The 26125-nt window shown below is 68.4% G+C and carries 19 protein-coding genes; 11 read left to right on the top strand and 8 right to left on the bottom strand.

What is annotated here, in order from left to right; genetic code table 11:
- The first annotated feature begins 661 nt into the window (after positions 1-661).
- On the top strand, positions 662-2173 hold the full coding sequence (amaB, locus tag C4B30_RS29725) for an L-piperidine-6-carboxylate dehydrogenase (protein WP_027781469.1): 1512 nt from the start codon (positions 662-664) through the stop codon (positions 2171-2173).
- Between the two features lie 138 nt (positions 2174-2311).
- On the opposite strand, the gene C4B30_RS29720 is transcribed toward amaB, so the two are convergent.
- On the bottom strand, positions 2312-4774 hold the full coding sequence (locus tag C4B30_RS29720) for a DUF3772 domain-containing protein (RefSeq protein ID WP_105133373.1): 2463 nt from the start codon (positions 4772-4774) through the stop codon (positions 2312-2314).
- A 453-nt stretch (positions 4775-5227) separates the two neighbouring features.
- Here C4B30_RS29720 and C4B30_RS29710 point away from each other — a divergent pair, with 453 nt between their 5' ends.
- The 4 genes from C4B30_RS29710 (at position 5228) to C4B30_RS29695 (ending at position 10704) form a co-directional block, all read left to right on the top strand.
- Entirely contained in the window at positions 5228-6646 is a 1419-nt protein-coding gene (locus C4B30_RS29710) for an MFS transporter (protein ID WP_089500622.1), read from the top strand.
- 395 nt (positions 6647-7041) lie between these two features.
- Positions 7042-8340, top strand: coding sequence for a hypothetical protein (locus tag C4B30_RS29705; RefSeq protein ID WP_105133371.1), 1299 nt, complete (start codon positions 7042-7044; stop codon positions 8338-8340).
- A gap of 191 nt (positions 8341-8531) precedes the next feature.
- The gene (locus tag C4B30_RS29700; protein WP_089500620.1) at positions 8532-9644 is read left to right on the top strand and encodes a porin; all 1113 of its coding nucleotides are present in this window, start codon (positions 8532-8534) and stop codon (positions 9642-9644) included.
- Positions 9645-9654: 10 nt separating this feature from the next.
- Positions 9655-10704, top strand: coding sequence for a nucleoside hydrolase (locus tag C4B30_RS29695; RefSeq protein ID WP_027781464.1), 1050 nt, complete (start codon positions 9655-9657; stop codon positions 10702-10704).
- Between the two features lie 34 nt (positions 10705-10738).
- On the opposite strand, the gene C4B30_RS29690 is transcribed toward C4B30_RS29695, so the two are convergent.
- Complete coding sequence (locus C4B30_RS29690) at positions 10739-11647, bottom strand: LysR family transcriptional regulator (RefSeq protein ID WP_027781463.1); 909 nt, start codon at positions 11645-11647, stop codon at positions 10739-10741.
- A gap of 94 nt (positions 11648-11741) precedes the next feature.
- Between C4B30_RS29690 and C4B30_RS29685 the strand changes: the two genes are divergently transcribed.
- The 3 genes from C4B30_RS29685 (at position 11742) to C4B30_RS29675 (ending at position 16360) form a co-directional block, all read left to right on the top strand.
- Entirely contained in the window at positions 11742-13091 is a 1350-nt protein-coding gene (locus C4B30_RS29685; protein WP_027781462.1) for an NCS2 family permease, read from the top strand.
- A 45-nt stretch (positions 13092-13136) separates the two neighbouring features.
- The gene (add, locus tag C4B30_RS29680; protein ID WP_105133370.1) at positions 13137-14237 is read left to right on the top strand and encodes an adenosine deaminase; all 1101 of its coding nucleotides are present in this window, start codon (positions 13137-13139) and stop codon (positions 14235-14237) included.
- A 224-nt stretch (positions 14238-14461) separates the two neighbouring features.
- On the top strand, positions 14462-16360 hold the full coding sequence (locus C4B30_RS29675) for a WG repeat-containing protein (RefSeq protein ID WP_105133369.1): 1899 nt from the start codon (positions 14462-14464) through the stop codon (positions 16358-16360).
- 21 nt (positions 16361-16381) lie between these two features.
- Here the strand turns inward: C4B30_RS29675 and C4B30_RS29670 are convergent, their stop codons facing one another.
- Both C4B30_RS29670 and pdxR read right to left on the bottom strand, forming a co-directional pair.
- Positions 16382-18610, bottom strand: coding sequence for a penicillin-binding protein 1A (locus C4B30_RS29670; RefSeq protein WP_105133368.1), 2229 nt, complete (start codon positions 18608-18610; stop codon positions 16382-16384).
- A gap of 124 nt (positions 18611-18734) precedes the next feature.
- On the bottom strand, positions 18735-20243 hold the full coding sequence (pdxR, locus tag C4B30_RS29665; RefSeq protein WP_105133367.1) for a MocR-like pyridoxine biosynthesis transcription factor PdxR: 1509 nt from the start codon (positions 20241-20243) through the stop codon (positions 18735-18737).
- Between the two features lie 123 nt (positions 20244-20366).
- Between pdxR and C4B30_RS29660 the strand changes: the two genes are divergently transcribed.
- On the top strand, positions 20367-21005 hold the full coding sequence (locus tag C4B30_RS29660) for an FMN-binding negative transcriptional regulator (protein WP_105133366.1): 639 nt from the start codon (positions 20367-20369) through the stop codon (positions 21003-21005).
- A 51-nt stretch (positions 21006-21056) separates the two neighbouring features.
- Here the strand turns inward: C4B30_RS29660 and C4B30_RS29655 are convergent, their stop codons facing one another.
- Positions 21057-21638, bottom strand: coding sequence for a thioredoxin family protein (locus tag C4B30_RS29655; RefSeq protein ID WP_105133365.1), 582 nt, complete (start codon positions 21636-21638; stop codon positions 21057-21059).
- Positions 21639-21877: 239 nt separating this feature from the next.
- On the opposite strand from C4B30_RS29655, the gene C4B30_RS29650 reads away from it, so the two are divergent.
- Positions 21878-22618: a response regulator gene (locus C4B30_RS29650; protein WP_027781456.1), complete on the top strand. Its 741-nt coding sequence runs from the start codon at positions 21878-21880 to the stop codon at positions 22616-22618.
- On the top strand, positions 22615-23937 hold the full coding sequence (locus C4B30_RS29645) for an ATP-binding protein (RefSeq protein WP_027781455.1): 1323 nt from the start codon (positions 22615-22617) through the stop codon (positions 23935-23937). The genes C4B30_RS29650 and C4B30_RS29645 overlap by 4 nt, the downstream gene beginning before the upstream one ends.
- 94 nt (positions 23938-24031) lie before the next feature.
- Here the strand turns inward: C4B30_RS29645 and C4B30_RS29640 are convergent, their stop codons facing one another.
- The 3 genes from C4B30_RS29640 to C4B30_RS29630 all read right to left on the bottom strand — a co-directional run bounded on the left by C4B30_RS29640 (position 24032) and on the right by C4B30_RS29630 (position 26045).
- Positions 24032-24766, bottom strand: a complete 735-nt coding sequence (locus C4B30_RS29640) for a metallophosphoesterase family protein (protein ID WP_105133364.1) — start codon at positions 24764-24766, stop codon at positions 24032-24034.
- A gap of 97 nt (positions 24767-24863) precedes the next feature.
- Positions 24864-25400, bottom strand: a complete 537-nt coding sequence (locus tag C4B30_RS29635) for a GNAT family N-acetyltransferase (RefSeq protein ID WP_105133363.1) — start codon at positions 25398-25400, stop codon at positions 24864-24866.
- 12 nt (positions 25401-25412) lie between these two features.
- Positions 25413-26045 (bottom strand): LysE family translocator, encoded by a 633-nt coding sequence (locus tag C4B30_RS29630; protein ID WP_105133362.1) that lies wholly within the window; start codon positions 26043-26045, stop codon positions 25413-25415.
- Between the last annotated feature and the right edge of the window lie 80 nt (positions 26046-26125).

Here is a 26125-nt window from a genome sequence, read left to right as displayed (position 1 = left end):
GAATCGGGGCGGGCGTCTGAATGCATGGCGGGCGCTGGGCGCTGTCTCCGGGATTGTTTTTCGGTGACGAAGCGCGACGCGTCGCCGGCCGCGGCCGGGTAGCGGTGAGGCACAGTGCGAAACGGGCCCGCTGAGCCGGGCCGTGGTGCGTGTCGCCTTCGTCGGTCGTCCGGCTGTCGTGGTGGCGGCCGGCGGCGCGCCGGGTGCGTTGCACCTCGACGTCGCACCGATTGTGTGTGCCCGGTGCACCGGCGGCAAACGATATTTCCGAACAGGGTGATGCGCGACGGTCATCAACTTGTGTCGCGTTGAGATGTGTCCGGGCGGCCGGTCACGGGCTTTGGAAACGTCCCATATCGGCTTCGAAACAGGCGGGGCTGGCCCGTGGACTTCTTGCGTTTTGGGAATGAAGTCGTGAGTTAATATCAATAGCGGCCTGACTTGTGGCCATCGACAATGTGTTTCATGGATCGTGCCTCGCGAGGCTGGGGCGCGCCGTCCGGCCGGGTTTTCCGGCGGCGGCGCAGCGCGATGCGCCGGATGGCGCACCGGGCCGGCCGCGCGGCGCATCCGCTTGCACAAGGCGCTCGAACGCGCTCCAATCGAATCACGCGGGCGGCGCTGCCGCCGCACCGATCAATCTGTCCCTGAAGAGGAAGTGATGCAATTCAACGACATTCTTGCCGCGCTCGACATCGATCTCGCCCAGTGGAAAGGCAATGCGCTGACCGCGCGTTCGCCGCTCGACGGCGCGACGCTCGCCACGCTGGCCGTCGACACGCCCGCCGACGCAGCGCGCAAGATCGACGCCGCACACGATGCATTCCTCAAGTGGCGCACTGTGCCGGCGCCGGTGCGCGGCGAACTCGTGCGCGTGTTCGGCAACGTGCTGCGCGAGCACAAGGCCGAGCTCGGCCGCCTCGTCACGCTCGAAGCCGGCAAGATCACGTCGGAAGGGCTCGGTGAAGTGCAGGAAATGATCGACATCTGCGATTTCGCGGTCGGCCTGTCGCGCCAGCTTTACGGCCTCACGATCGCGTCCGAGCGCCCGGGCCACCGGATGATGGAAACGTGGCACCCGATCGGCGTGTGCGGCGTGATTTCGGCGTTCAACTTCCCGGTCGCGGTGTGGGCATGGAATGCGGCGCTCGCGTTCGTGTGCGGCGATTCGGTCGTGTGGAAGCCGTCCGAGAAGACGCCGCTCACCGCGATCGCATGCCACGTGCTGCTCCAGAAGGCGCTCCGCGAGTTCGAGAAGACGCATCCGGGCGTCGCGCCGGCGGAGCTGAGCCAGCTGGTGCTCGGCATGCGCGATGTCGGCGAGGTGCTGACGGCGTCGAAGAAGGTGCCGGTCGTCAGCGCGACGGGCAGCGTGCGGATGGGCCAGGAAGTCGCGAAGGTGCTGAGCCAGCGCCTTGCACGCGGCATCCTCGAACTCGGCGGCAACAACGGGATGATCGTCGCGCCGAGCGCGGATCTCGACCTCGTGGTGCGCGCGGTCACGTTCGCGGCGGTCGGCACGGCCGGCCAGCGCTGCACGACGCTGCGCCGCCTGATCGTGCATCGCAGCCTCGTCGAGCAACTGCTGCCGCGCATCGAGAAAGCCTACATGTCGGTGAAGGTCGGCAATCCGCTCGAAGAAGGCACGCTGGTCGGCCCGCTGGTCGATCGTGCGTCGTTCGACGCGATGCAGAAGGCGCTGGCCGATGCGCGCGAGCAGGGCGGCGAAGTGAAGGGCGGCGAGCGCGTCGACGTCGGTCACGCGGATGCGTACTACGTGCGTCCGGCCATCGTGCGGATGCCGAAGCAATCGGCGGTGGTCGAGCGCGAGACGTTCGCGCCGATTCTGTACGTGATGGTCTACGACGATTTCGAAGACGCGATCGACGTGCACAACGCGGTGCCGCAAGGCCTGTCGTCGGCGATCTTTACCAACGACATGCGTGAAGCCGAGCAGTTCATGTCGGCAGCGGGCAGCGATTGCGGGATCGTCAATGTGAACATCGGCACGAGCGGCGCGGAAATCGGCGGCGCGTTCGGCGGCGAGAAGGAAACGGGCGGTGGGCGCGAGTCGGGTTCGGATGCGTGGAAGGCTTATATGCGTCGCGCGACGAATACGATCAACTACAGCCGGCAATTGCCGCTGGCGCAGGGGGTGAAGTTCGACGTGTGATGCAGCGCGCCCGGCAGGGCGCGCCGACCGTCGAATGAAACGGGCCGGTTGCCGCGGAAGCGGTAACCGGCCCTTGTCGTTTACCGCCATGCGCGCGGCGCGCCGATCGATCGCGGGCGTACCCGTTCAATGGCTCACTTACGATTCGTGCGGCGTCGGGCCATCGTTCGCCGGCATATTCTGCACCACCAGCATCTGCGGACTCGACAGCGTGATCCCCGCCGCGCGCAATTGCTTGAGGATCTCGAACAGCAAGTCGCTCTTCGTCGAACTCGCGATCCGCGGGCTCGACACGTAACCCGTCACGCTCAGCGTGATCCCTTCCGGCGTGAGCTGGCTGAACGTCACCGACGGCGCAGGTTTCTCGAGAATCGCCTGGTGTTCGCGATACGCATCGAGCAGCAGGTCGCGCACCTGCTCGGGATCGGTGTTCAGCGGGAACGTCAGCACCAGCGTCGCGACGCCCTGCGTGCTGTTGCCCATCGTCACGTTGCGCACGTTCTGCGAGATCAGTTGCGAGTTCGGCACGATCACGGTCGAGCGGTCGCTGAGCTGGATTTCGGTGGCGCGCACGTTGATGCGGCGGATGTCGCCTTCGACGCCCGCGATGCTGACCATGTCGCCCACCTTCACCGGGCGCTCCGTCAGCAGGATCAGCCCCGACACGAAGTTCTTCACGATTTCCTGCAGGCCGAAGCCGATACCGACCGACAATGCGCTGACGATCCACGCGAGATTGTTCCACCGGACGCCGAGCAGCCCGAGCGTCATCAGCACGAGCAGCACGTAGCCGACGTTGGTGAACAGCGTGATCAACGACACGCGCATGCCCGTATCCATGCCGAGTGCGGGCATGAACTCGCCGTCGAGCCAGCGGCGCAGCGAGCGCAGCAGGTAGAAGCCGATCGCGAAGCCGATCACGGCGTTCATGATCCGGTCGGGCATGATGTTCAGGCTCTGCAGCCGCTGGCTGCCGATCATCGCGACCGCGCTGTCGAGCAGGTCGCTCGGCGTCGTGCCGAAGCCGCCTGTCAGCAGCGCGATCGCCGCGATCAGCATCAGCAGGCTCGTGCCGAAGCCGGACAGGACCGTGCGCGCCTGGTCGAGGTGGCGGTCCTCGAGCGCGAACAGGTGCTTGATCTGCTGGCCCGACGACAGGCTCGACGAGAACAGGCTTTCGCTCGCGTCGCGCGTCAACTGGATCAGGATGTAGGTCGCGCACAGCACGATCTCGAACCACACGAGCTCGTACGTGATGTAGCGCGCGACCGTGATGTAACCGATCAGGAGTGCGATCAATGAAACGACGATCGCGAGCGTGACGCCGGCATGGATCAGGCCGGCTAGCGTCGAGCGTTGCTCGGGCGCCTCGCCTGCCGCCGCAAGTGCGCTGCGCGCACGGTTCGCGCGCAACAGCGATGCGCCGACCGTCAGCGCGACGACGAGCGAGACGATGCCGCGACCGAGCAGCGTGACCGACAGGCTGGTATCGACGATCCGGTTGATCGATTCGAGCGTGCCCGACACCAGCAGCAGCGCGGCCAGAATGCCGGGGAACGGCTTCATCGCGAGTGCGACCGGGTCGGCGAGCGCCGGCAGTCGCCACGACGGATGCTTCGTGCAGAGCAGTGCGCGGCCGAGCCCGGCGATCAACGCGCAGGTTGCGGCGAGCTTCGCGAACTGGTCCCACAGATCGTTCAGCGACGGCGTGAGCTCGTAGTGGCGCGCGACAGCGAGGTAGAAAATCTGAATCGCAATGGCCGTCGCCAGGAAGGTCGACAGCGCGGTCGACAGCGCCAGCGCACTGCGGCGCAAGCGGGTGGGCGGCAGGCGATTCAGCGCGATCCACGCGAGCCCGCGCTCGATGAGCCGGCGCCCGCCGAGCCATGCCGCGAATGCGGCGATCAGCAGCAGCGTGGTGATCGCCCGTTGCCCGGGTACCCACGACGAATGCAGCATGTCGAACAGTTCGCCGTTGAAATCGTCGAGCCGCTGGCGATCGTCCGGCGACAGGTGGAACAACGGCAGCCAGAATTGCGCGCTGAAGATGCTGCCCGAACGGAACGCGAGCTGGTTCTTCAGGAGGCTGCGGTGCAGCTTCGCGAACTGCTCGGTCAGGTTCGTGAGACTCGTCTTCTGGTCGGCGGCCTGCTTCAGCGCGGCGTCGATCTGCGTCTTGCGCGCGTCCAGCGCGGCCCGCTGCTTCGCGACGGCTGCCGTTTCCGGCGCGGCGCCCTCGGCCGGCGGCGGGCCGAGCACGTCGAGCTGCGCCTGAACCTGCGCGCGTTGCGGTGTGAGCTCGCTCTGCAGTTTGGCGACGTCCGCGCTCAGTTCCTGCGCCGAGTCGTCGAGCGCGTCCAGCTCCTTGCTGTTGGACGTGGTCGAGGTCTGCTGCTTGATGCGGTCCAGTTCGGCCTGCATCTGTTTGAGCTGGGCGACGGCGTCGGGCAACGAGATGGCCGGCACGGTTGTGCCGACGCCGCTTGCGACGGGAGCGGAAGCGGCCGTCGGGAACGCCGATGCGGTCGCGATCGCCGCGAACTGCAGCAGCGCGATCAGCGCGATCCGGCGGGCGTACGTGAATAGTCGTTGTATGGACATGGAATGCTTACGATTTGCCGACGATGCCGGTTACCGAAAGGCAGCCGGAAGCCGGTAGTTGGCCCGCTAGCATGTTACCGGGGCGCGGAACGCGTGGTTGTACCGATTGCGTGCCCCGTTCGCGGCGATTCCGGCAGCGCGTGGCGGCGCGAAACGCCGCGTGAGGCCCGTACCGTCGGGCCGGCATCGGCCGGGCGCGACGCGGGCGGCGCCGGATCGTCGGTCCGACGCGTTTTCCCGTAGCCGACAGAAGGTTACGCAATTTACACATTATCCGGCGCGAAAACGGGTGCCCGAATCGGTTCGGCGCCTGCAATGCGGCCGGACCGGCGGCGCGCACGTGCGCAGGACGGACGTGCCGGTACAATGAAGCGATTCGCCCGACGGCGGTTCGGCGGTCCGGCGGACAACAACACACAACACGACACGACACGATCAGGAGACGCGCACAAGATGGCCTCAACGGACAGCCTTTCCCAGGCATCTGCCCAATCCCCATCCGTCGACCCCGGCTCCATCTCGGCCCGCCTCGACCGCCTGCCGCCGACGCGCAGCGTCTGGAAGCTCGTCGTACTGCTGAGCCTCGGCTTCTTCTTCGAACTCTACGATCTGCTCTACAGCGGCTACGTCGCGCCGGGCCTCGTGAAAAGCGGCATCCTTTCCGCGACGACACACGGCTTGTTCGGCACGACGGGCGTCGCGAGCTTCATCGCCGCGCTGTTCTCCGGGCTATTCATCGGCACGATCGCATGCGGCTTCCTCGCCGACCGCTTCGGCCGCCGCGCGATCTTCACGTGGTCGCTGCTGTGGTACACGGCCGCCAACGTCGTGATGGCGTTCCAGGACACCGCGGCCGGGCTGAACTTCTGGCGCTTCGTCGTCGGTCTCGGCCTCGGCGTCGAGATGGTGACGATCGGCACGTACATCTCCGAACTCGTGCCGAAGCAGATTCGCGGCCGAGCGTTCGCGTGCGAGCAGGCGGTGGGGTTCGTCGCGGTGCCGGTGGTCGCGTTCCTCGCTTATCTGCTCGTGCCGCACGCGCCGCTCGGCCTCGACGGCTGGCGCTGGGTCGTGCTGATCGGCGCGCATGGCGCGCTGTTCGTGTGGTGGATTCGCCGCGAACTGCCGGAAAGCCCGCGCTGGCTCGCGCAGCAGGGCCGGGTCGACGAAGCCGACCGCATCATGCGCGCGCTCGAGGCGAAGGTCGAAGCCGAATACGGCCGGCCGCTGCCGCCGCCGGCACCGGCCGAACCCGTCCCGCCGCGCGGCAGCTTCCGCGACATGTGGGTGCCGCCGTATCGCAGCCGCACGATCATGATGACGATCTTCAACGTGTTCCAGACGGTCGGTTTCTACGGTTTCGCGAACTGGGTGCCGACGCTGCTGATCAAGCAGGGCATCACGATCACGTCGAGCCTGATGTATTCGAGCGTGATCGCGCTCGCGGCGCCGATCGGCCCGCTGATCGGCCTCGTGATCGCCGACCGCTTCGAGCGCAAGTCGGTGATCGTCGCGATGGCAGCGGCGATCGTCGTCTGCGGGCTGCTGTTCAGTCAGACGACGGTGGGCGCGTTCCTGATCGTGCTCGGCATCGGCCTCACGCTCGCGAGTAACATCATGTCGTACAGCTTCCACGCGTACCAGGCCGAACTGTTCCCGACGTCGATCCGCGCGCGGGCCGTCGGCTTCGTCTATTCGTGGAGCCGCTTCTCCGCGATCTTCTCGTCGTTCGTGATCGCGGCCGTGCTGAAGGGCTTCGGCACCTTCGGCGTGTTCGCGTTCATCGCGGGCGCGATGGCGATCGTGATGGCCGCGATCGGGCTCATGGGGCCGCGCACGAAGGGCATCGCGCTCGAAACCATCTCGAAGTAGCGGGCAGGTGCGCACGCGTGTCGCACGGTTCGGTGCGGCATGCGTGCGATGCGGTGGAGATCCGGTTTCCGGTCGACGAGCGCTCCAAAAAAGCTTCGTCATGCAAATCAACTGGGAGGCGCACGCGAACCGGATGAAACGCGCAACCCTTCGGACGCGTACCTGAAACATTCAACACACAAGCCTGCCACGCAACGAAGACACAAGCGGAAACGAGTTGAAACAAAGCGTGACGAAGCGCAATTTCGCCGTGGAATCGCGGTTTTCATCGCTGCCGATTCGCGTATGGACGAGTAAAATGGAGGGCCTGACGACTCATTAGCCGCCATCGGAGCGCCCGCGTTGCATCAGCGAACGACTCCACCGCGAAGAGGCGTCGGCGTCGGGCGCACGCGATGCGCCGGACGTGTCGATGGCTTGCGCGGAAGATGCGCCGCTCGCACCAGCACCACGCGGCGGCCGGATCGGCCGATGGCTTCGAACGTATGATTCTTGCCCACCTGGCGCGGCGTTTTGCGAAGCCGCGTTGCCGTAACCGCGCAGTCGCCGCATACGTGTGGCTCGCTGCCGCGGTGTCGATTTCTGTTCTCGCCGAACGGCCTGCCTTTGCCGCGTCCGACGCGCCAGCGTCTGTCGCGCAATCGTCATCGGTTGCGTCGCCTGCCTCGGCGGCCTCTCCTGCGCATCCTGCTTCGTCTGCGCATGCGACGCCGGGCGCATCGGCCGCAGCGCCGACATCGGCCGCGTCACGAACGAATCACGCGGAACCCGCGAGCGCGGCATCGGGCGCGTCGGCCGCTTCCGCCGCGTCGGCCACCGCGCCGGCATCGGCCGCATCCGGCACGCCCGCCAGCGAGGCCGAGCCTCCTCCGCCCACTCCGCCGCGCCGGCATCCGCCGCTGTCGGCCGAGGAGGCGCAGAACGCGACGACGCGCGCGCTCGACATGCGCAAGCGTTTCACGCAGGAAGTCACGCGACGCCTGAACGTGCCGGCGAGCGAGCAGCGCGCGTATGGCGAGCGGCTCCAGAAAGCGCTCGCCGATGCGGATCTCGGCGATCTCGCCGGCGAATACGTCGCGATGGTCGACCGCGCGCCGAACGTGCAGGCGCTGTTCATCTACTTCCGCGCGACGCCGGCCAATGCGTGGCTGATGATCGGCGCATCGCCGGTCGGCACCGGGCTGCCGGGCCAGTACGACCATTTCCTGACGCCGCTCGGCGTGTTCCATCACTCGCCCGACACGATGGACTTCCGCGCGGAAGGGACGACGAACGAGAACGGCATTCGCGGCTATGGCCGCCGCGACATGCGCATCTACGACTTCGGCTGGGTGGACGGCGAGCGCGGCTGGGGCAAGGGCGGCGTATCGCCGATGCGCTTCCAGATGCATGCGACCGACCCCGATCGCCTCGAACCGCTGCTCGGCATCCGGCACTCGAAAGGGTGCGTGCGGATACCGGCGTCGCTGAACACGTTCTTCGACCGGCACGGCCTGCTCGACGACGATTACCAGGCGCGTGTCGAGGACGGCAAGTCGCTGTGGGTGCTGCGTCGCGATCGCGACATCACGCCGATCGCGGGCCGCTATCTGGTCGTGATCGACAGTGCCCGCAAGACCCGCCCGGCCTGGTCGCCGATGCCGGGGCGCGGTGCGTGGGCGAAGCTGCCGAAGGGCGGCGATACGGCGGACTGACGGCCGAGGCGGCGAACGCGGCAGCGGCGGGGCGTGTCGCCCGCGCTTCGCTGCTCATGAAAACGAGAATAAATCCGTTTTATCGACGCATAAGAAAAGCAAACTTTTATTATCCGATCCGGGTTCGTATAGTCGAGTCCAGTTTCGCGGAACCCCGCCGCGCCTGGACCACCACCGACCACACGACCCGCATGAAAACTCTCTACAAGCTCGCTCCGCTCGCGATGCTCGGCGCCTTCGCGACCCATGCCGGCGCGCAAAGCAGCATCACGCTGTACGGTCTCATCTCGGCCGGCGTCGGGTTCGCGACCAACCAGGGCGGCAAGAACGCCTGGCAGGCGCTGTCCGGCACGAACCAGAATCCGCGCTGGGGGTTGAAGGGCAAGGAGGATCTCGGGCAGGGGCTGTCCGCGATCTTCCAGCTCGAGAACGGCTTCAACGTGATGACGGGCACGGCCGCGCAGAACGGCCGCGAGTTCGGGCGCATGGCCTACGTCGGCCTCGCCGACCGCACCTACGGCTCGCTGACGTTCGGTCGCCAGTACGACGCGATCCACGACTACATCGGGCCCGTGATCATCGCGAGCAACGGCGTGAACATCGGCGACAACGACAACGGCTACAACGACATCCGCGTGCAGAACTCGGTGAAGTACGTGAGCCCCGTCTACTACGGCCTGAAGTTTACCGCGCTGTACGGCTTCAGCAACGCGACGGGCTTCGCGAACAACAGCGCATACAGCTTCGGGCTCGGTTACGAGCGGGGCCCGCTGCGCTGGAGCGCGGTCTACGCGCAGTACAACCATCCGTACAGCGGCACGAACCAGGACGGCGCGATCGCGAACGACTATGCGTCGCCGCTGCTGATCTTCAGCAAGAGCGCGATGTCGCCGGCGGCGTACGCAAGCCGGCAGCGGATCGCGGGCACCGGCGGGTTCTACACGATCGGCCGCGCGCAGTTCGCGGCGATGTTTACCGACGTGCGCTACGATTACCTCGACAATTCGCATCTGCACCTGCAGAACATCGGCGTGAACGTCGTCTATACGATGACGCCGCAGCTCTTTCTCGGCGCGGCATATGCGTTCACGAACGGCAAGTACGACGTGATCGACAAGCGTCCGAAATGGCACCAGGTGAACCTGCAGGCCGATTACTTCCTGTCGAAACGCACCGACGTCGCGCTGACGGTGATTGCGCAGCAGGCGGCCGGCGACGCGGACCATGCGCAGATCTTCGCGTACGCGCGTTCGACCGGCACGCGCCAGATGATGGCGACGCTCGGCGTCCGGCACGTTTTCTGAGTCCCCGACCATGACCCATCCGATCGCATCCCGCCGCAGCTTCCTGAAACTGTCCGCCGCGCTGGCCGGCACCGCGCTGCTGCCCGAAACGGGCGCATTCGCCGCCGGCGACGCCGCGCGCCGCACGGTGATCATCGATACCGATCCGGGGCAGGACGACGCCATCGCGATCCTGTTCGCGCTGGGCGCGCAGGACCGGCTCGACGTCCGCGCGCTGACCGCCGTCGCGGGCAACGTGCCGCTCGACCTGACCGAACGCAATGCGCGGATCATCCGCGACTGGGCCGGCCGCACGAAGACGCTGCCCGTTTATGCAGGTTGCCCGCGCCCGCTCGTGCGTGACCTGGTGACGGCCGCGAACGTGCACGGCAAGACAGGGCTCGAAGGCGTCGAACTGCACGAGCCGCGCGCGCCGCTTGCTGCCGGCCATGCGGTGTCGTATCTCGTCGATACGCTGAGCCGCGCGGCGCCGAACAGCGTGACGCTGTGCGCGCTCGGCCCGCTGACGAACATCGCGACCGCGCTGGTCGAGGCACCGCAGATTCGCGGTGCGCTGCGCGAAATCGTGCTGATGGGCGGTGCGTTCTTCGAACGCGGCAACATCACGCCGGCCGCCGAGTTCAACATCTACGTCGATCCGCAGGCGGCCGACGCGGTGTTCGGCAGCGGCGTGCCGATCGTCGTGCTGCCGCGCGACGTCGCCGTGAAGGCGCCGATCACGCCGGCACGCGTGGCGCCGTTCCGCGCGCTCGGCAACCGCTGCGGCGCGATCGTCGCGGACATCATGACGGCCGAACTGGCATACAACAAGAAGCGGCGCGGTGTCGACGACGGTCCGATGTACGATCCGACCGCGGTCGGCTATCTCGTCGATCCGACGATGTTCGGCGGACGCAAGGTGAACGTCGTGGTCGAGACGACCGGGCAGTGGACGCTCGGCGAGACCGTCGTCGACTGGAATGGGCGCAGCGGCCGCGCGGCGAACGCGACGTGGATCAACGAGGTCGACGCGGACCGCTTCTACGCGGCGCTCGTCGAGCGCATCGCGAAGCTGCCCTGAACGCGGGCCGTCGCGCGGCGAACGGAATCATGAATCAGATGTGCTTCGCAATCCACTCGCGGCAGGCGCGCACGTGCGGGCCGCGATCGTCGCCGGCGAGCGAGATCAGCGAGATCGCGCGGGTGACGCGCGGTTTGTCGACGCGCAGCGCGACGAGTTCGGGATCGTGCAGATGCATCGTGTAGAGGCTCGGCAGTACGGCGGTCGCGAGGCCGTTGCGCGCGAGCGCGTAGAGCGGCTCGGTGTATTCCATCCGGTACGCGACGTTCAGGCGCAGCTTTCCGGCGCCGCCGGTGCGATGCAGCGATTCGCTGACGCTGCCGCGCACGAACACCGCGAGTTCGCGATCGACGAGCTTCGCCCACGTGACGCTCTTCGCACGGGCGAGCGGATCGTCGTGCCGCACGACGATCACGATCTCGTCCTCGAAGAGTTGCTGGTAGCGCAGCGTGCCATCGTCGCCGTCGGGTTCGCGCACGCCGATGCCGAGATCGGCGACGCCGTCGCGCACCGCTTCGACGAGCGCGCTGTTCGGCAGGTCGGTGAGCGTAAAGCGCAGCGTCGGCTGCGTGTCGCGCAGCGTGTTGAGTGCGGGCAGCAGGCGGCCCGCTACCGACGGGATGAACGCGATGCGTACGGTCTGGATGCGTTCGCCGGTGAGCCGCGTCATGTCGTCGAAGGTGCCGCGCGCCTGGTTGAGCAGGCGTTCGGCGAGCGGCAGCACGGCTTCGCCTGCGGACGTCAGTGTGAGCCGGTGCGCGGAACGCGCGAACAGGCGACCGCCGAGCAGGAACTCGATCTGGCGGATCGATGCGGTGAGCGCGGGCTGCGTGAGCGACAGCGCCTGCGCGGCCTGTGTGAAGCTGCGTGCATGGGCGAGCACGACGAAGTGCTGGACCTGCCGCAGCGTGAGCGCGGGCAGCAGCGACGAGCGGTCGGACATCGGGCAATAACGGTCGGGATGCGGTACGCGGCAGTATAAGACCGCGCTGCGCGAACCGACACAGGACAATATTCGGAATCACGGGAGAACCACCATGTCAGCGACTGACACGATGCCGGCGCGTGCGCCGGCCAACTGGCTCGAACGCCGCTTCGCGCTCGCCGCGCGCGGCACGAGCGTGCGCACCGAAACGATCGCGGGCGTCACGTCGTTTCTCGCGGCGGCGTACCTGCTCGTCGTGATCCCGTCGCTGCTCGCGACGGGCGGCATGGAGCGCGGCGCGGCGACGACCGCGACGATCATCGTGTTCGTGCTGTTCACCACGCTGATGGGGCTCTACGCGAACCTGCCGTTCCTCGTCGGCCCCGGTATCGGCGGCTCGGTGATCATCGGCGTGACGCTCGCGACAACCGAGCACGTCGGCTGGCAGACGGGCCTCGGCATCGCGTGCGTGTCGGGCGTGCTGTTCTTCCTGCTGACGATATTCGGAGCGCGCGGCGTCGTGGTGCGGCTGATCCCGGTGCAGATCAAGCTCGGGCTCGGCGCGTCGATCGGGTTGTTCGTCACGATGCTCGGGCTGCGCAATGCGGGAATGGTCGTCGCGAACGCGAAGACCAACGCGTTCGCGCTCGGCGACTTCTCGCGGCCGGGCGCGCTCGTCGCGCTGATCGGCCTGGCTGTCGCGATCGTGCTGCAGGCGCGCAAGGTGCCCGGCGCGATCCTGATCGCGATTCTCGTCGCGGCCGCGGCCGGCGTGCCGCTCGGCGTCACGCACCTGCCCGCGTCGTTCATGTCGCTGCCGCACGGCATCGCGCCGATCGCGTTCAAGCTCGATATCGGCAGTGCGTTGAGTCTGGCCGCCGCGCCGTACCTGTTCGCGTTCTTCGCGGCCGAATTCTTCTCCACGCTCGGCACTGCGCTCGCGGTCGGCGCGAAGGCAAATCTGCTCGACGAACAGGGCAACCTGCCGAACATCAACCGGCCGTTCCTCGTCGATTCGCTCGCCGCGACGCTCGGCCCCGTGTTCGGCATTCCCGCACTGACCGCGCTGATCGAGTCGGCGGCTGGTGTCGAGGCCGGTGGCCGCAGCGGGCTGTCGTCGCTGGCTGCTGCCGTGCTGTTCGCCGCGATGCTGCTGTTCGTGCCGGTCGCGCTCGCGATCCCGAAGGAGGCCACCGCGCCGGCGCTGATCCTGATCGGGTTGTCGATGTTCGCCACGATCCGCCATACGCATTTCGACGACTTCACCGACGCGCTGCCCGTGATGTCGATGGTGCTGCTCACGCTGATGTCGAACAGTTTCGGTACCGGCATTGCGGGCGGGCTGCTGTGCTACGTGCTCGTCAAGCTGCTGGCCGGCCGCTGGCGCGACCTGTCGTGGGGGCTCGTCGTGCTCGCGATTCCGCTCGGCTATTACTTCTGGACCGTCGTGAAGCCGCACTGAGAGACGGCTTTCGCGACGCATCGGCACTACCCACAAGAGACTGATATGAAGGGAACACCAGGCAACGTCCCGGCCGCGCGCACGGGCATCGACATCACGCCGGCCCATCGGGCCTTCTTCCACGCGCTGCCGAAGGTCGAGCTGCATTGCCATCTGCTCGGCGCGGTGCGGCACGACACGTTCGTCGCGCTCGCGGAACGCAGCGGCGCGCCGATCGAGCGTGCGGAGATCGATGCGTTCTATGCGCGCGGCGAGAAGCCGGTCGGCGTGCTGCACGTACTGCGCGCGCTCGACAAGTATCTGCTCACGCAGCCCGACGACCTGCGGCGGATCACGTACGAGTACCTGGAAGACGCGGCCGCGCACAACGTTCGGCATGCAGAATTTTTCTGGAACCCCACGGGTACGGTGCGCATCTCGGGCATCACGTATGCGGACGCGCAGGCCGCGATCGTGACGGCGATCCGCGATGCCGCGCGCGACTTCGGGATCGGCGCGCGCCTGATTCCGAGCATCGATCGTGAGCAGGACCCCGACGAAGCAGTGGCGATCGTCGAATGGATGAAGGCGAATCGTGCGGACGAGGTCGCGGGGCTCGGGATCGACTATCGCGAGAACGACCGGCCGCCGGAGTTGTTCTGGAAGGCTTACCGCAATGCGCGCGCGGCCGGCTTCCGCACGACCGCGCATGCGGGCGAGTTCGGGATGCCGTGGCGCAACGTCGAGACGGCCGTCGATCTGCTGCAGGTCGATCGCGTCGATCACGGCTATACGATCGTCGACAACCCCGAGCTGTGCGCGCGCTATGCGGAACGCGGGATCGTGTTCACCGTCGTGCCGACGAATTCGTACTACCTGCGGACGCTGCCGCCGGAGCAATGGGCGGAGCTGCATCCGATGCGCAAGATGCCGGGTCTCGGGCTGAAGATCCATCCGAATACCGACGATCCCACGCTGCACAAGGTCAATCCGAGCGAGGCGTGGGAGCTGATGTTCAGCCATTTCGGCTTCACGGTCGCGGAGCTGAAGCAGTTCATGCTGAACGGGATCGACGGCGCGTGGGCCGATGACGCGACGAAGGCTACGTGGCGTGCGGCATGGGCGCCGGAGTTCGACGCGCTGGCAGGCACGCTCGCCACGGGCTGAACGCGATCGAGTGCTTCGCCGGTCGGCGCGTCGCCCGGCCGGCGATTCTTTCGGATGGGGAAAGTGGTCGCCCTCGAAATCGGACAGCGTGCCTGCGCGCCGCCATGGTTGAACGATGACGGCGATGGGGCGCGACGCAGGCGGCGATCGCCGGCGTCTGGCGTACTCCTATAATGAGCGCCGACACGATCACGGCGACAATAAAAACGAGGGCGACCCTTCCGATGGGCAATCGAGCATGGCTCTATCTCCAGGCCGGTGACGGCGACGACGCGCGAACGATCCCGTTCGCGGAATCCAATAACCACTTCCCGCTGCTGTGGCGCGTGCTGCTTGCCGACGGCGGCACAGGCGACGCGATTACCGATCAGCGCGTGTTCGGCGACGCCGGCACGTCGAATCTCGTGAGCGACGCACGCGCCGCGCATGCGCGCGTCAGCCGGCTCGCATCGTTCGTCGCCGCGTATCCGCTGCCGGGCGACGATCCGGCGCTGGCGCGCCAGTTCGATGCGGTCGTGCGTCATCTCGGCGAATCGATCGATGCGCTCGGCGACGCGCATGGCGCGCCCAGGCTATCCGCGAACCTCGACGAACTGTCATGGCTCGACGACGGCGATCCGAACGACTACATCGACGAGGAGCGCGATGCCTGCACGCGCCTGTGGTGGCGCGTCGCGAACTGCATGGACTTCCGTGACGTGCGCGGCGTGCGCGACGTGCTCGAGATCGACATGCCCGCCGACTGGCGCGACTGGGCGTGGGGCTTCGGGTTCGGCGGCCTGTCGCACTACTACTTCTGGCGCCAGGAACCGCCGCGCCGTGCGACCTATGAAGATCTGTTCGGCGGCGGCGAACTGCATGGCGACTATCTCGGCGACGGCACGTTCAGCTTTCGCGCGCGCAACGGGCAGTGGGGCGTACGGCGCGAAACCGACGATGCATGGAGCGTGATCGTGCCGCCCGAATGGGCGAACCTGTGGGCTAGCGGCGCGCGTAACGATCGGTTGTTGTGGGCCGCGCGCCACGGAAAGGTCGGCCTGTTGCTCGCCGACGGCGGGGGGGCGCGGATCGTGCGCGAACCGGCGTTCGACGCGGTATGGGATTTCAGCGGCGACGTCGCCTGCGTGCGCGTTGGCGAGCGGTTCGGGCTTGTGCGTACGGACGGTGCATGGGTGCTGGAACCGACGCTCGACGATTTCGGCGAGTTCGCCGGCGGCGTCGCGTCCGCGAGCCTGGACGGCCGCTGGGGCTTCGTCGACACGCATGGCGCGTGGGTGATTCCGCCGCGTTTCGACGACGCGCATGAATTCGTGAGCGGCGGCGTCGCGGCGGTAGCCGAAGGCGGGCGGTGGGGGCTGATCGGGCGCGACGGGCAATGGCGCGCGCAGCCGGAGTGGGCGGCGCTCGAATGGTCGTCCGAGTGCGCCGCGTTCGTCGCGCGGCGCAATGGTCACGTCGGTCTCGTCGATGCGAAAGGCCGGGTGATCGTCGACCCGCATTACGCGGAAGTGGCCCCGCTGACCGACGGCGACCACGCGGAAATGTTCGACGAACTCGGCGCGATCCGCCATATCGTGCGGCGCGACGACGGGCGTTGCGCGATCGTCGACGGGCAGGGCCGCGTGCTCACGCCGTTCGACTTCGTCGACATGGGCGCGCTGTCGTGGTTGCCCGACGACGAAGCGGTGCCTGGCGAGCTGTTCACGCGTTACGCGATCGGCGTCCTGCCGGGCGAGCCGGTGCAGCTGGCGATCTGCGATCTCGAGACGGGCGCGACGATCGCGCAGGGGCGCTACGACGATGTCGCCGGCCTGTTCTGGGGTGCCGATCACGGCTGGCTGGCCTGCGTGCAGCACGACGACGGCAACGACGTGCGCGCGACGGTGCTGCGCGCGGACGGCACCGTGCTCCATCCGGCGCATTACACGCGGATCGGCGACGACACGCTGTTCGTCGACGATCGCGACGACGATGCCGCGCATGCGACGTCGATGCCGTGGTTCGTCCGCCGTGTCGAGATCGCGCAGCGCTGGAGCGTGGACGAACCGGTCGCCGCATTGCGCGACGACGGCGTGCCCGTGTGGCTGTACGCGGACGGCCACGCGACGACGACGCCTCGGTAGCCCGGCGCGTCGCCGGCACGCTCAGCGAAAGAACCTCAGCCAGTCGAACAAACCCGAATGCTGCGCGCGCCGCTTCGGCGCCGGCGCGCTGCGCGGCCGGAAGTCCGGCGAGAACTGCACGTGCGGATCGATCGCCCGCGCGCGCAGCGCCGCATCGTAGAACGACCCGACGATCGGCAGCGCGCTGTGCGCGCCCGCGCCCCAGTAGTCGCTGCGCAGCGTTACGCTGCCGTCGTCGAAGCCGACCCACGCGCCGGCCACCAGTTGCGGATGCATCAGGATGAACCAGCCGTCCGTGTTGTCCTGCGTCGTGCCGGTCTTCCCCGCGACGTCGATCCGAATTCCGTAGCGCGAGCGGATGTCGGCGCCGGTGCCGTAATCGACGACGCCGCGCATCGCGTCGACGAGCGTCTGCGCCGCGGCCACCGGTAATGCACGCTCGGGCGGCGCACTGCCGAACGCGGCGAGCACCTTGCCGTCGCGATCCTCGATGCGCGTGATCATCTGCGGCGCAACGTACACGCCGCGGTTCGCGATCGTGCCGTACGCGGACACCATTTCCTTCAGCGTGACGGGGCTCGTGCCGAGCGCGAGCGACGGCACCGCATCGAGCGGGCTGTCGCGCACCCCCATCGCGCGGGCGAGCTGCGCGACCTTCGCGGGGCCTTCGTGCTGCATGACCTGCGCGGTGATACGGTTGCGCGACAGCGCGAGCCCGTCGCGCAGCGTCATCGGCTCGCCGGTCGGCGGTTCCGCATCGGTTGGCCGCCACACGGCGCGGCCGTCGATCGGAATTGCGACGGGGCGATCGACGAACGTATCGCCCGGCCGCATCCCGTCCGCGAACGCGGCGCCATAGACGAACGGCTTGAATGTCGAACCCGGCTGGCGCCGCGCTTGCGAGACGTGATCGAACGGCGCACTGCCGAAATCGGGGCTGCCGACCCAGGCGCGGATCGCGCCGTTGCGCGGATCGATCGCGACGAAGCCAGCCTGTACCTGCGTCTTGCGCTCGCACAGCGCACGCATGAAGTCGCGATTCGCGCCGAGCTGCTTCAGCGCAACCACGTCGGCGAGCCCCGTGTCGCGCGCCTGGCGATACTCGGGCGTCTGGCGCATGAAGTCGCGGAACAGATCGTTGCGCAGCCCGCAGCCGGACGGCCCGCGCCATGCGCCGTCGGCGATCGCCTGCAGCCGTTCGGTCTGCCGCGTCAGCGCCTGCGTGGCCATGTCCTGCAGCCGCGCATCGAGCGTCGTGCGCACGACGAGGCCGTCCGAGTAGAGATCGTAGTTGTTGCGGTCGGCCCACGCGATCAGCCACTTGCGCAGTTGCACCGCGAAATGCGGCGCGAGGCCCGGCTGCGCCGTCTGCCGTTCGAAGTCGACGCGCAGCGGCTGGTGCTGCAGTTTCGCGAGTTGCCGCGGCGACAACATGCCCATTTGCGCCATCCGGCCGAGTACGATGTTGCGCCGCTGGACTGCCCGCTCCGGATTCAGCACCGGGTTGTAGTAGCTGTTGCCCTTCAACATCCCGACGAGCGTCGCGCTTTCCGCGATGTCGAGCTGGTCCGCCGACTTGCCGAAGTAGGTGCGCGCGGCCATTTCGACGCCGTAGGCGTTGTACAGGAACGGCACGGTATTCAGGTAGGTTTCGAGAATCTCGTCCTTGCTGTACACCGATTCGATCTTGAACGCGGTGATCAGCTCCTTCATCTTGCGCGTGAGCGTCGGCGCGCGGCCGACTTCGTCGGGATACAGGTTGCGTGCGAGCTGCTGCGTGATCGTCGAGCCGCCCTGGCGGTCGCCCGAGAACGTATGCAGCCCGGCCGCGAGCGTGCGGCGCCAGTCGATGCCGTGATGCGCGTAGAAGCGGTGATCTTCGGTCGCGATCAGCGCGTCGACCATGTGCGGCGAGATCTGCTTGAGCGGTACCCATTCGCGGTTCACGGGCCGGAATTCGGCGATCAGCTGGCCGTCGGCCGACAGCACGCGCGCGGGGCGGTCGATGCGCGCCTTGCGGATGTCGCCGATGCTCGGCGTGAACGGAACGAACGCGAGCAGGACCAGCAGGCCCAGCACGGGAATCGCGGCGAGCGTCAGCGCCACGCCGCGCCGGGTCGGATGGCGCAGGCGATGCAGCGCGCCGGCGCACAGTGCGCGGACGCGCGTGCGGCACGCGGCGGCGAGCGGCGCGACACGGGCGCGGCAACGGAGCCACGCGTTTCGGAGAAACGGCACGAAGCGATTCAAGGCGGCAGGGACGCGGAAGGAAGACGCGCGATCCTAGCAAACGGAGCCCGCGCGCCGGCCGCCGAAACGGCCGTTTGCTTGCAGGATTTACAGACGATTACGTTTGTTGCCCGCCGACAACCTTTTACGGCGTGCGGGGCCGCGATCCCGCAGACGAAACGACGTCCGCGAGCCGCTGCGCGGCCGCTTCCATCTGCGCGCGGCCGAACCCGCCGAAGCTGAGCACGAGCCCGGGGCGCGCCGTGCCGGGCGCGAACATCGGCGACACCGCACGCACCGCGACGCCGGCCTGGGCGGCGCGCGCGACCACGTCGAGATCGTCGATTCCTTGCGCGAGCCACAGCACGACGTGCATCCCCTGGTCGCCGGGCTGCACCCACGCGCGCTCGCGCGGCAGCCGCGCGCCGAGCGTGTCGATCAGCAGCGCGCGCTGTTCCGCATAGACGCCGCGCACGCGGCGGATGTGGCGATCGAGATGGCCTTCGGCGATGAACGCGGCGAGCACGTGCTGGTCGGCGGTCGGCGCGTGGCGGTCCATCAGCACGCGCGCGCCGCAGAACGCGGGCACGAGATCGTCGGGTGCGATCACGTAGCCGAGCCGCAGCGACGGAAACAGGATCTTGCTGAAGGTGCCGAGATAGATCACGCGGTCGGGCGCGAGGCCCTGCAGCGACGGGAACGGATAGCCTTCGTAGCGTAATTCGCTGTCGTAGTCGTCTTCGACGACCCATGCGCGGTGCGTGCGCGCCCATGCGAGCAGCGCATTGCGCCGCGCCATGCTCAGCGGCATGCCGAGCGGGTACTGATGCGACGGCGTGACGAACGCGGCGCGCGCACCGGGCGCGAGACGGACGCCGGCGTCGACGTCGAGGCCGTCGGCGTCGACCGGCACGCGCACCATCGCGTCGCGCCGCCCGGTGCTTTCGAGCAGCGCGGTGATGCCGCGATAGGCCGGATTCTCGACCCACGCGCGGTCGTCGACGCCGAGCAGCACCTGGCTCGCGAGATGCAGCCCCTGCTGCGTGCCGCTCGTGATCACGACCTGGCCGGCATCGCAGCGCACCGAGCGCGACCGGCGCACGTAGTCGGCGATCGCTTCGCGCAGCGGCAGCGCGCCTTGCGGATCGGCATAGCCGGACGGCGCGCCGGCGCCGCGAGCGCGCAGGCGATTGCCGAGCCGGCGCCAGATGTCGTCGGGCGCGGTGAGGCCGACCGGCACCGAGATCGCGAACGGCATGGCCGGCAGCGGACTGAATTCGCGGGCGATTCGCGCGAAGGTGGCGGCCGGCTCGGGCAGGCCGTCGTGCGCCGGGCGCCCGCGTCGGGCCGGCGGTTCGGGTTCGGTGGCGGGCGCCGGCTCCGCGAGCGCGTTCGCGACCCGCGTGCCCGCGCCGCCCCGCGATTCGAGAAAGCCTTCGGCGATGAGCTGCGCGTACGCATCGACGACGGTGCCGCGCGCCACCTGCAGCGACGCGGCCAGTAGCCGCGTGGAAGGCAGCGTGTCGCCGGGCCGGACGTCACCGCGGCGCACCGCGTCGCGCAGCGCTTGCGCGAGCTGGCGGCTCAGGTCGCCGGCCGCGCGGTCGAGCGCGCCGAGCGACGGGATTTCGACGATCCGGGCCGTTCTTGCCATGATTCTGGTCTGCTGAAATTGTTTCAAACCGGCTCTACAGCATAAACCAGTTTAGGGGCACAATCGACGCATGACGGGCCTGCGCCCGCGCCATTTCCCAGCCCGCACGACCGTGGAGCCGACATGTACGTCCCCGCCGATTTCAACGAACCCAATCCCGACGCGCTGCGCGAGCTGATCGTGCAGCACCCGTTCGGCAGCCTGATCACGCACGGCAAGAGCGGGCTCGACGCGAACCACATTCCGTTCGAGCTGGTGCCCGACGACGGCGGGCTCGGCGAACTGCACGCGCACGTCGCGCGGGCGAATCCGGTCTGGCAGGACGTCGCGGACGGCGACGAGGTGCTCGTGATCTTTCGTGCCGGCGACGCGTACATCTCGCCGAACTGGTATCCGAGCAAGCACGTCGCGCACCGGCAGGTGCCGACGTGGAACTACCGGGTCGTGCATGCGCACGGCCGCATCGCGGTGCGCGACGACGAGAAGTTCGTGCGCGGCGTGGTCGCCCGGCTGACGCGCACGCACGAGGCGTCGCAGCCGGTGCCGTGGAAGATGGGCGACGCGCCGCAGGACTACATCGACACGATGCTGCAATCGATCGTCGGGCTGCAGGTCAAGATCACGCGGCTCGTCGGCAAGCGCAAGCTCGGACAGAACAAGGCCGAGGCCGATATCCGCGGCGCCGGCGAAGCGTTGGTCGCGGACGGCCATCTCGCGATCGGCGAGGCGATGCTCGCGGAGGCCGACGCGAAGCACACGTGAGCGCACGAGGACCGCGGCGCGCGGGCGAGTATCGCGCCCGCGCCGCGCAGGTCACTGCGTGCGCGTCGAACCCTTCATCCCGTCCCCCGCCTGCGCGAGCGCCGCGCGAATCGCCGCCTCCGTCTTGTCGTACCCGCCCTCGCCATAACGCGTATAGACGATCTTGCCGTTCGCATCGATCAGGTACAGCGCGGGCCAGTACTGGTTGCCGTACGCGCGCCACGTGTCGTAGCGGTTGTCCTGCGCGACCGGATACCGGATGTCGAACCGCTTGATCGCATCGGCGACGTTCTTCGCATCGCGTTCGAACGGATATTCCGGCGTATGCACGCCGACCACGACGAGCCCCTGGTCGCGATACTTCCGATACCAGTCGTTCACGTACGGAATCGTATGAATGCAGTTGATGCACGAGTACGTCCAGAAATCGACGAGCACGACCTTGCCGCGCAACTGTTCGAGCGTCAGCGGCGCGCTGTTGTGCCAGCGGTCGATGCCGGTGAAACCGGGCGCCGCCATGCCGGCCGGCGACGTCTGCGCGCCCGCGTCGTCGCGGGTGCCCGCGAAGGCGGCGAGCCCGGCCGTGGCGACGAGGGCGATGACGAGGGCGGCGGTCTTGAGTCGGGGCAGCATGGCGTTCTCCTGATCGTTGGGGGCCGCGGCGCGCTGGCGGCGGCTGGACGGGTTTCGACAGGCCCCATTAGGCGGCGCCGACGTATCTGCGATGTGTCCGGCCGGCCGCGCGTATGCAATGTTGTGTGTCGTCATGGTGGCGCGATACATTGGGATACAAACGCGTGCCCGCCGTGCGGTATAAAAGCGGACATCGCCCGCCCGAACCCCGACACCGATACCGACACCTACAACGACTCATGGACAAGATCGACCACGTGCTGATCGTCGACGACGATCGCGCGATCCGCGAACTGATCGCGGACTACCTGGAGAAGAACGGCATGCGCGTGTCGCTGGCCGCGAATGGCCGGGAGATGCGCAACGCGCTGGATGACGGCGCGCCCGACCTGATCGTGCTCGACCTGATGCTGCCCGGCGAGGACGGCCTGACGCTGTGCCGCGACCTGCGCGCCGGCAAGTTCCGCACGGTGCCGGTGCTGATGCTCACCGCACGCGGCGAGGAAACCGACCGCATCATCGGCCTCGAGATGGGCGCCGACGATTACCTGGCCAAGCCGTTCGCGGTGCGCGAGCTGCTCGCGCGGATCCGCTCGGTGCTGCGCCGCGCGCGCATGCTGCCGCCCGGCATGCAGGTGACGGAAACGGCCGCGATACTCGCATTCGGCGAATGGCAGCTCGACACGACCGGACGCCACCTGCTCGACGCCGAAGGCACGCTGGTCGCGCTGAGCGGCGCCGAATACCGGCTGCTGCGCGTGTTCCTCGACAACCCGCAGCGCGTGCTGACGCGCGACCAGTTGCTCAATCTCACGCAAGGGCGCCAGTCCGACCCGTTCGACCGCTCGATCGACCTGCTCGTGAGCCGGCTGCGCCAGCGCCTGCGCGACGGCGCGCGCGAACCGCGCTACATCAAGACGCTGCGCAACGAGGGCTACGTGTTCTCGTCGGCCGTGACCTCCGTCGGCGGTACGCCATGAACGCGCGCATGCCGTGGCACTGGCCGCGCTCGCTGTTCGCGCGGCTCGCGCTGATCCTGTGCGTGGGCCTCGCGCTCGCGCAGACGCTGTCGTTCTGGCTGACCGTGACCGAGCGAGACCAGGCGACCACGAACCTGATGATGGGCTACATCGAGCGCGAGGTCGCGAGCTCGGTCGCGCTGCTCGACCATCTGCCGCCGGCCGAGCGGGCCGCGTGGTTGCCGCGCCTCGCGCGGCGCAGCTATGCGTTCATCCTCGGGCCCGGCCAAACCGGCACGCCGCCGGAGGCGCGGCTGTCGGCGCGCGTCGAGCGCTCGATCTCGGACGGGATCGGCGGCGACTACCCGCTGACCGCGAATTCGATCCCCGGCGACAGCGAACATCTGCAGGTGCATCTGCGGCTGACCGACGGGTCGCCGCTGACGATCGACATCCATCCGATGTCGACGGTGCCGCTGTCGGGCTGGCTGCCGGCCGTGCTCGTGGTGCAGCTCGCGGTGCTGGCCGCGTGCTGCTGGCTCGCGGTGCGGCTCGCGACGCGGCCGCTCAACCAGCTCGCGCAGGCCGCCGATGCGCTCGGCCCCGATCTGAAAGGCGAGCGGCTGAGCGAAGAGGGGCCGTCGGAAGTCGCGCGCGCCGCGCGGGCATTCAACGCGATGCAGGACCGCATCGCGCAGTACATGGCCGAGCGCATGCAGATCCTCGCGTCGATCTCGCACGACCTGCAGACGCCGATCACGCGGATGCGGCTGCGCGTCGACGTGATGGACGACGACACGCAGGGCGCCAAGCTGCGCCAGGACCTGCTGGAGATGGAGCATCTGGTGAAGGAGGGCGTCGCGTACGCGCGGACGCTGCACGGCACCGAGGAGGCCGCACGCCGCATCGATCTCGACGCGCTGCTCGACAGCATCGTGTACGACTACACGGATGCGGGGCAGGACGTCGCGCTGCACAGCGGCGCGCCGCTCGCGCTCGTCACGCGGCCGAAGGCACTGCGCCGCATCGTCGGCAATCTGGTCGACAACGCGCTGAAGTTCGCGGGCGCGGCCGAGATCGACGTGCGGGCGGCGCCGGACGGCGGCGCGGTGATCGCGGTGCTCGACCGCGGGCCCGGCATTCCGGACGATCAGCTCGACGCGGTGTTCGAGCCGTTCCGGCGCGTGGAGACGTCGCGCAATCGCGATACGGGCGGCACGGGGCTCGGCCTCGCGATCGCGCGGCAACTGGCGCTTGCGATGGGCGGTACGCTCACGCTGAACAACCGGTCCGACGGCGGCGGGCTCGAAGCGAGGCTGACGCTGAGGAGCGCGGGGTGACGCGACGCGGCGCGCGAGCGTCGCGGTTTCAGGCGCGTGCCGATGTGTGTGACCTGTGCGATGTGCGCGACGTCACACGCGTTGCAGATGCGCGTCAGCAGCGGCCGGTGCGCAGCGCGGCGGTCCAGTCGTCGCGACCGCGCGAGGCCGCGATGGCGGCGGCCGTGTGCCAATCGTATTCGACCGCATGGAATTCGACGTTCCAGCCGGCCGCCGTGCGCGACACCATCGCGTAGCGCGCATGGGGCGAGCCGGTTTCGATCCGGTGCGGATGCGGCAGGTCGTCCGCGTACGCCTGCAGCCCGACGCTGCCCGGATTGACGATCAGCCGGCCGTCGTCGAGCTTCGCGGTACGCGGCACGTGCGTGTGGCCGCACAGGATCAGCGAGGCCGCCGTGTCGCCCGCGCGCTGCGCGACTTCGTCGGGCGTGGCCGCGCGGCAGCCGTCGGGCGTGACCGTTTCGAGGAAATAGACGAGATCGCTGGCCGGCGTGCCGTGCACCATCAGCACGTCGCCGTCGAGCATCAGGCGTTCGGGCAGCGCGGCGATCCAGTCGAGCTGGTCGGCGCGCAGCGTGTCGTGCGCCCAGCGATCGGACAGCCGCATCGCGTCGCGATCGTAGGTGAGCAACTGCCGTTCGTGATTGCCCTTGACGGTCGGCAGGCCGAGCGCGATCAGGCGGTCGGCCGTCTCGGCCGGATGGAGCGCGCCCGACACGATGTCGCCGAGATTGACGATCACGTCGGCGCCGCGGCGGCGGACGTCGTCGAGCACCGCGTCGAGCGCGGCGAGGTTGCCGTGGATGTCGGATAGCGCGGCGATTTTCATGGCGGAGTGTCGATGAGGGGAACGGCGATTGTCGCCAATTCGGCGCGGGCCGTCCAATCGCGTGGCGGCGTCGGCGCGCGAGGCCGCGGGCGGCGCGTCAGTCGGTCGCGAGCCGTGCGTACATCGCGAAATCGCCCGGCGTGCCGCGCACCATCTTGTAGGCGCGCAGCAGCCCTTCGTAGCGGTAGCCGCACTTCTGCAACACGCGCGCGGAGCCTGCGTTGCTGGTCAGCACCACGGCCTGCATGCGGATGAAGCCGCCGTGCGCGAACGCCCACGCGGTGACGGCTTCGCATATCGCGCTCGCGATGCCGCGCCCCCAGTGCGACGGCGCGAGGTCGTACGCGATCTCCGCCGAGCGGTTCACGGTGGACACCGTATGCAGCCCGACCGTCCCGGCGAGCGCGCCCGATGCGGTGTCGACGATCGCGAGACGCCGGACCGAATCCGGATCGGCCGATTCGATGTTGTCGAACAGCGGCAGCAGATCCTCGGGCGAGCGCAGGTTCCAGCTCGTGTGGCGGAAGACGTCGGGATTCGACAGATACGCGTACCACGCGTCGAGGTCCGCGCGTTCGAGTTGCCGGAGCGACAGGCCGGGGAAGCCGGAGCGGGGCGGGGCGGCGATTTTCATCGAACCGGGCGCCTACGCGGCATGGCGTCGGTACAGCGCGAGCGAACCAGCGAGCGCCAGCAGCATCGCGCCGCACGTGCGTTCGAGCCACAGCGCGCCCGAGCGCTTCAGCAGCCGCACCGCGCGTGCACCGAGCAGCGCGTAGCCGAACATCACGACGCCGTCGAGCAGCGCGAACGTGACCGCGAGCGCGACGTATTGCGGCGCGAGCGGCGCCTGCGGATCGAGGAACTGCGGCAGGAACGCGGAGAAGAACAGATAGCCTTTCGGGTTCGTCACCGCGGTCAGGAAGCTTTTCGCGAAGATCGACGCGTGGCGTCCGGAGGCCGTGGCGCCCTGCGCGGCCGCGACGTCGAGCGATCCCTTCGACATCAGCAGCCGGATGCCGACATAGGCGAGGTACGCGGCGCCGAGCCATTTCACGACCGAGAACCAGAACGCCGACGCCATCAGCACCGCGCCGAGGCCGAGCGCGACCGCGACGATCAGCACGAAGTCGGACAGCATCGCGCCCGCGAAACCGTAGGCCGCGCGGCGCACGCCGTAGCGCGAGCCGTTGGTCAGCGCGAGCAGCACGGTCGGGCCGGGTGTCGCGATGCCGACGAACGCGACGGCGGCGAAGATCAGCAGGGTCGTTTCATGCATGAAGAAGCTCCCGATGGAAGGCGTGCAGCCGATTATCGTCTGCGTCGCTCCTGACTGTACAGGCGCGCCAGCCGCACCCC

The organism is Burkholderia sp. BE12 (genome assembly GCF_002959955.1).
Lineage (GTDB): Bacteria > Pseudomonadota > Gammaproteobacteria > Burkholderiales > Burkholderiaceae > Burkholderia.
Note: the sequence above shows the minus strand (reverse complement) of the source record. Positions and strands in the feature narration are given on the sequence as shown.

Bases quoted from the DNA above. Each gene is read 5' to 3' on its own strand.
- C4B30_RS29645 (WP_027781455.1), top strand. From the start codon at position 22,615: ATGAACGCGCGCATGCCGTGGCACTGGCCGCGCTCGCTGTTCGCGCGG.
- C4B30_RS29630 (WP_105133362.1), bottom strand. From the start codon at position 26,045: ATGCATGAAACGACCCTGCTGATCTTCGCCGCCGTCGCGTTCGTCGGC.
- C4B30_RS29635 (WP_105133363.1), bottom strand. From the start codon at position 25,400: ATGAAAATCGCCGCCCCGCCCCGCTCCGGCTTCCCCGGCCTGTCGCTC.
- C4B30_RS29655 (WP_105133365.1), bottom strand. From the start codon at position 21,638: ATGCTGCCCCGACTCAAGACCGCCGCCCTCGTCATCGCCCTCGTCGCC.
- C4B30_RS29650 (WP_027781456.1), top strand. From the start codon at position 21,878: ATGGACAAGATCGACCACGTGCTGATCGTCGACGACGATCGCGCGATC.
- C4B30_RS29690 (WP_027781463.1), bottom strand. From the start codon at position 11,647: ATGTCCGACCGCTCGTCGCTGCTGCCCGCGCTCACGCTGCGGCAGGTC.
- C4B30_RS29675 (WP_105133369.1), top strand. From the start codon at position 14,462: ATGGGCAATCGAGCATGGCTCTATCTCCAGGCCGGTGACGGCGACGAC.
- pdxR (WP_105133367.1), bottom strand. From the start codon at position 20,243: ATGGCAAGAACGGCCCGGATCGTCGAAATCCCGTCGCTCGGCGCGCTC.
- C4B30_RS29660 (WP_105133366.1), top strand. From the start codon at position 20,367: ATGTACGTCCCCGCCGATTTCAACGAACCCAATCCCGACGCGCTGCGC.
- C4B30_RS29640 (WP_105133364.1), bottom strand. From the start codon at position 24,766: ATGAAAATCGCCGCGCTATCCGACATCCACGGCAACCTCGCCGCGCTC.
- C4B30_RS29685 (WP_027781462.1), top strand. From the start codon at position 11,742: ATGTCAGCGACTGACACGATGCCGGCGCGTGCGCCGGCCAACTGGCTC.
- C4B30_RS29710 (WP_089500622.1), top strand. From the start codon at position 5,228: ATGGCCTCAACGGACAGCCTTTCCCAGGCATCTGCCCAATCCCCATCC.
- C4B30_RS29720 (WP_105133373.1), bottom strand. From the start codon at position 4,774: ATGTCCATACAACGACTATTCACGTACGCCCGCCGGATCGCGCTGATC.
- C4B30_RS29700 (WP_089500620.1), top strand. From the start codon at position 8,532: ATGAAAACTCTCTACAAGCTCGCTCCGCTCGCGATGCTCGGCGCCTTC.
- add (WP_105133370.1), top strand. From the start codon at position 13,137: ATGAAGGGAACACCAGGCAACGTCCCGGCCGCGCGCACGGGCATCGAC.
- C4B30_RS29705 (WP_105133371.1), top strand. From the start codon at position 7,042: ATGCGCCGGACGTGTCGATGGCTTGCGCGGAAGATGCGCCGCTCGCAC.
- C4B30_RS29695 (WP_027781464.1), top strand. From the start codon at position 9,655: ATGACCCATCCGATCGCATCCCGCCGCAGCTTCCTGAAACTGTCCGCC.
- amaB (WP_027781469.1), top strand. From the start codon at position 662: ATGCAATTCAACGACATTCTTGCCGCGCTCGACATCGATCTCGCCCAG.